This window comes from Marivirga sp., from assembly GCF_035704835.1.
Taxonomy (GTDB): Bacteria; Bacteroidota; Bacteroidia; order Cytophagales; family Cyclobacteriaceae; genus Marivirga.
The window spans coordinates 1-4,998 of the sequence record NZ_DASSWQ010000077.1 but is presented as its reverse complement, the minus strand read 5'-3'; the positions used below and the strand labels follow the sequence as shown (position 1 = coordinate 4,998).

Below are 4,998 nucleotides of genomic sequence, written 5' to 3'. Positions count from 1 at the left end.
CAAATTGAGAAAAGCGCCTGCCGCGGGCTCCTCGAAATTTAAGTAGCGATTTTTACAAAATCACTCCCTAAATTTCCGAGGCTCAATAACTGTTTTGTAAGCCCTGATTTAGAACTTACACAGTTTATGAGATACTCCCCATTGGAATGTCGGTGGTTGGACCTTAAAGAGTACCACTGATGATGTAGGCTTTATTGAAGCTTTACTTGATTCAATTTCAGCGGATTATACTATAGATAGTTCTAAAGTATATAGCACAGGAATGTCAAACGGAGGGTTTATGAGTTTTTTATTGGCTTGTCAATTGAGCGAAAGAATAGCAGCAGTAGCTTCTGTTACAGGCTCTATGACTCCTGAGACTTTTACAGCCTGTAACCCACAGCATTCCATTCCTGTATTACAAATACATGGTACTTCCGACAGTACAGTGCCTTATTTAGGGGCTAGCTATACAAAGCCAATTAACCAAGTAATAGAATATTGGAAGGATAATAATAACATCAAAGTTTCAGCAGATACTTCTGCTATTGAAAATATCAATACCAGCGATGGTAGTACGGTTGAAAAAATACAGTATCAAAAAGGCAATAGCAGCAGTTTAGTTGTTCATTATAAAGTGGAGGGTGGAGAACACACCTGGCCTGGGGCATGGGGCAATATGGATATAAAGTCGAGCGCTATTGTCTGGAATTTTCTTTCCCAATTTGAAAAAAATTAAATTTTATATGGAAGAAAAGGATATTTATTAATCCTGACTATTTCAGTTGAAAGAAAGGCGCGTTCATTTATGATTTAGGTGCGGATTAAGGCATTGGCAAACTGTTAAAGACTGTGTTTTAATGCGTTTAAAGCCATTAATTTATACGTTCTTGATAAGAGGTCATCAAGTAAAAAATGCAAAATAGATTGTGATGATCAGTTAATTCTGAAGTATAATAATTACTCTCTACCCCTTTGAGGCAAACCGTGGTTTAGATGTAAAGAATTGGCAAATATAGTAAGAGTTAGTCCAAGTGGTTAAATTAATCTAATTTTTTATTTTCTGCCACTTTAAAATCAATTACATTAGTCTAAAATTTCAAACCAAATAAATCCTATTATGAAAAATTATTACATTTTAACCATTGCCCTAGTCATTGCCACTTTATTTTCTTCTTGCTCAGGAAGCGAAAGTAGTGAATCATCAAAGCAAGATACCACTCAAAATGAAATACCAGAGAGCGTTGATGCAGTATCAGTTTGGGACGGAATTTCTGTCCGAGAACAACCATCTTCGGATGGTCAATGGATTTCATCAATTAGCCTGGGAGAAAAAGTGTTGATGACCGGAAAGACTGCAGTTGATTCTGCTGAAGATAATAGAGAATACGTAGAAATTGAATTGGGAGATGGAAAGCAAGGCTGGGTATTGAAAGATTTTGTGGTAGAAGGAACAGCCGTAACAGCCGTAACTGAAACCCAAATTTTCAAACGTCCTGATTTATTAACCAAAACGGACAAAAGTTTCAGTTCGATGGATGTCTTGGCCTTAATGGATACTAAAGATGAGTGGGTTGAAGTAAAAGGGAAAAAGCAAGGAGACAATTGGTTTTCAACAGGTTGGGTTAAGCGTACCGACTTATCTGATGACGAGGTTGACATCGCGGTTGCCGTTTATGCACAAAAAGCCTTTGAAATTGAAAGCGAAGATAAACGTACTGAAGCAATTCAAGAAATATTGGAGAACGATGCTTTTACCTCTTCTCAATTTTTAGTAGACTTAAGAGATGAGCTAAAAGAACTTAATAGCGATGAAGAGGAATTAATGGCTAAACCTACTGAAGAAATGGACAGTGTAGGAATGGATAAAGAAGTTGCTGAAACAGATGAAACCATCAGCGAATAAAATACTTTTTAGATAATAGTAAAATAGCCACTCATTCAGTGGCTATTTTTGTTTTACTGCAGTTGTAATCATAAATGTAATCCATTATGTCTCATTTCAAATCATTGGAAATTATCAAACCAGAGGACATTCCAAATACCTTTGTAAAAGCCTGGAATCTTAAAGACGCCAAAATGCTAGCTTCTATTTTTGATGAAGATGCGGAGTTTATAAATGTAACAGGCTTGTGGTGGCACGATCGAAAGTCAATATTTAAGGCGCATGATTACGGTTTGAAAGTGATTTTTAAAGATTCCGAATTGTCAATAAGAAAAACTAAAGTCAAATACTTATCCGATAAAATTGCGGTTGTAAATGCCAGGGTTCATTTGGAAGGACAAACTTCCATAAATGGAAAAAATGCACAAGCAAGAAATACCATTTTCACTTTTGTAGTGCATCAAAAGGAAAATGGAAACTGGAGTTGTGCATCCGCTCAAAATACAGATATCGTTCCTGCTAAAGAAACACATATAGTTGATGAAGAGGGAAACATAGAAGCTGTTGATTATAGCAGTAATTCTTGAGGATAAGCACAAGTGGCTGCTTACCGTTTTAGGCTAATGCAATCTGTTTCAAACGTCTAGCTTTGACCTAGCACTGCTTATTTGGACTTTATACGCAACTTTGGAACTATAAAAGCAGTAGATTATTGAAAATATTTTCTATCTTGCTTTATGCGCTATCTAATCTTTATTTTCTTGCTTAGTTTGACATCTTTCGTTTTCGCCCAGTCTGCTATTGTTTATCAAGAAGTGGAATCAGGTAATTATTATCGGTCATACGAGCTCGAAGATGCTAATGAGTCCAGGCGGGAGACCTACAAAAGCGTTTTTCCAAATATGACAGCTTCTTTTGCTGTTCAGATTAAAGAAGAAATTGTTCGAAATGATTCCTTGATAAAAGTTTTTGAATGGAAGAAATCTGAAGGTGGGTACCTTGAAAAGATTTATGAATATAAGGGGAAAAAATTACCAGACTATAAATTTAAAACGCTGGAGAAAGAAAAGTTAGGATTATCTGAACTTGAAGGCAAGCCAGTTTTCATTGATTTGTGGTTCACTAGTTGCAGTCCGTGTATTGCAAAGTTTCCCGAATTAAATAAAATCGCCAAAAAATATAAAGAAGAGGTACACTTTGTTGCTATTACCTTTGACTCATCTCCGGAAGTTGAAAAACTTTTAGAAAAACAGCATCTTGATTTTTTACATCTAATAGATGCCAGACCATTTTTAGAAGAAATTGGTCAACAATTATATCCTAAGTATGTCTTATTAGATAAATCTGGTAAAGTTGTCTTCATCAATGAAAGTTTTAAATCAGTCGAAAAGAAAGAGTTGACAAAAGTTATTGATGACGCGCTAAAGTCCAATTAAGATTTTCTATTTCATATTTAATTTAATAATAGCTATCACTAATAATTATTTAGTACTGAATATAAAAGTTGTAACTATACTCCTGTATAGTCTCTAATTAATAGCATCTTACAAAAGGTTTATTGCTTCATTAATTTTCTTGTTTCTACTCTATTTTCCAAGTAGAGAAAGAGTATGTAAGTTCCTTTTTGTAAAGCAGGAGCGTTAATTTTCCATTTGTCTTGAGGGAAATATTCAGTAGAAATATTGATGTTTTCACCCATAATATTTTTGAGCTCAATTCTTTTAATTGATTTTTCACCTTTAGATTTAATAAATATTTGGTCTATGAAAGGATTAGGAAATACTTCTCGCTTATTCGTTCCATAATCTACTCTTACAATATATGAGTATTCAAATCTACCATCAGTATCAACCTGTTTAAGACGATAGTATTGCGTTCCTACGATAGGATTTAAATCAACAGTAGAATAATTCATGATAGTATTCGAATTTTTTGCCCCTTTAATAATTGCTATTTTTCGCCAGTCATTATTTATATCTTTTTTTTCAACAGTAAAATGGTCATTATTCTTTTCTGAATTCGTTTCCCATCGGATTTCGATTTTCCCATTGAGTATTTTAGCAGAAAAAGAAATAAGATTTATGGGTAATGGGTTGTTCTGGTCAGTGCCGGTGAAATAACTAAAACCATTATCAATATTTTTGACAGTAAAAACTCTGCTAACAGTATTCACTGTAGTTTGCCAGGTAGACCAATCATTCACTTCATCGGATCTCTTCGTAAGCAAGATATCATTAGTAGAGATTCCCGCTAGTAATGCAGGCTCGTAAGCAAGCTCGATATCATACATATAATCACTTCCTCCAACTGCATCCACTTGAATATATCCGTTAAAAACGGGATATCCGTCTGTATCTGGTGGTTGATGGCCGGGATAATAATGAATTTTTACACTTGTGGGAAGACTTCCTCCATTTTCATTCCACTTAAGAGAGACTATTTTTCGATTTCCTACATAAAAGTCAGATATACCAGGATCGGCAATGGCACCTATTTGATGTGTGGCTATGGGTGTAGTATTTGGCGTAAATTCAAAAGCACCCAAACTTGGAGGATTTTCGGTAATATCGAGGCTTCTTGCAGTTCCGCTAAAATCCTCTATTATATTGGCTAAATGAGTTCCTCCTGCGTAAACCAACCAGGATTCTTGCTGGGATTCATCTATATCTAAATAATTTCCAGCCCCTTCATTTACTGCAGCGAACATTCTTTCTGGGTCAAAAGTAAAACCAGCGCCATTAAATTTACTCATATCCCCACTAGAAGCTCCGATTGAACTTAGGTCATCTCCACTTAAAGCTTTTAAGTCAGTTAGAGATGAAGCTGAACTGGTAAAATTGCTTGCCATAGATTCAATTCCTCCCGCTAGACTTCGAACCTGACTGTAATAAAGATTGTAATCAATAGCAGGAAAATGATCAGTAAAGGTGCCTTGGTAAGCGATTGTGGTGTATCCAGCTGGCTGGCCACTACTATTAACGCCTCCTAAAGTGTTAATTAGTCAGCCCTTAAAAACCCCATAATATATCCCTTTTAATGGTAAAAAATTTTGATAACAGATGAAACAGCTTTGATACATCTTTTGTAAATAGAGCCAAAGAGATGATTTCCATATGTTCATCATCCTTTTGAAG

Annotated in this window: 5 protein-coding genes; 4 read left to right on the top strand and 1 reads right to left on the bottom strand. The window is 35.2% G+C overall.

Annotated elements, in window-relative coordinates; genetic code table 11:
- Window positions 1–193: 193 nt before the first annotated feature.
- From VFM92_RS13640 to VFM92_RS13625, 4 genes are all read left to right on the top strand, one after another.
- On the top strand, window positions 194–718 hold the full coding sequence (locus tag VFM92_RS13640) for an alpha/beta hydrolase family esterase (RefSeq protein ID WP_325122783.1): 525 nt from the start codon (window positions 194–196) through the stop codon (window positions 716–718).
- A gap of 381 nt (window positions 719–1,099) precedes the next feature.
- Window positions 1,100–1,885 (top strand): SH3 domain-containing protein, encoded by a 786-nt coding sequence (locus VFM92_RS13635; RefSeq protein ID WP_325122782.1) that lies wholly within the window; start codon window positions 1,100–1,102, stop codon window positions 1,883–1,885.
- Window positions 1,886–1,971: 86 nt separating this feature from the next.
- Complete coding sequence (locus tag VFM92_RS13630) at window positions 1,972–2,451, top strand: SgcJ/EcaC family oxidoreductase (RefSeq protein ID WP_325122781.1); 480 nt, start codon at window positions 1,972–1,974, stop codon at window positions 2,449–2,451.
- A 315-nt stretch (window positions 2,452–2,766) separates the two neighbouring features.
- Window positions 2,767–3,300: a TlpA disulfide reductase family protein gene (locus VFM92_RS13625; RefSeq protein ID WP_325122780.1), complete on the top strand. Its 534-nt coding sequence runs from the start codon at window positions 2,767–2,769 to the stop codon at window positions 3,298–3,300.
- 119 nt (window positions 3,301–3,419) lie between these two features.
- Here the strand turns inward: VFM92_RS13625 and VFM92_RS13620 are convergent, their stop codons facing one another.
- Entirely contained in the window at window positions 3,420–4,712 is a 1,293-nt protein-coding gene (locus tag VFM92_RS13620) for a T9SS type A sorting domain-containing protein (RefSeq protein ID WP_325122779.1), read from the bottom strand.
- Window positions 4,713–4,998: the final 286 nt, after the last annotated feature.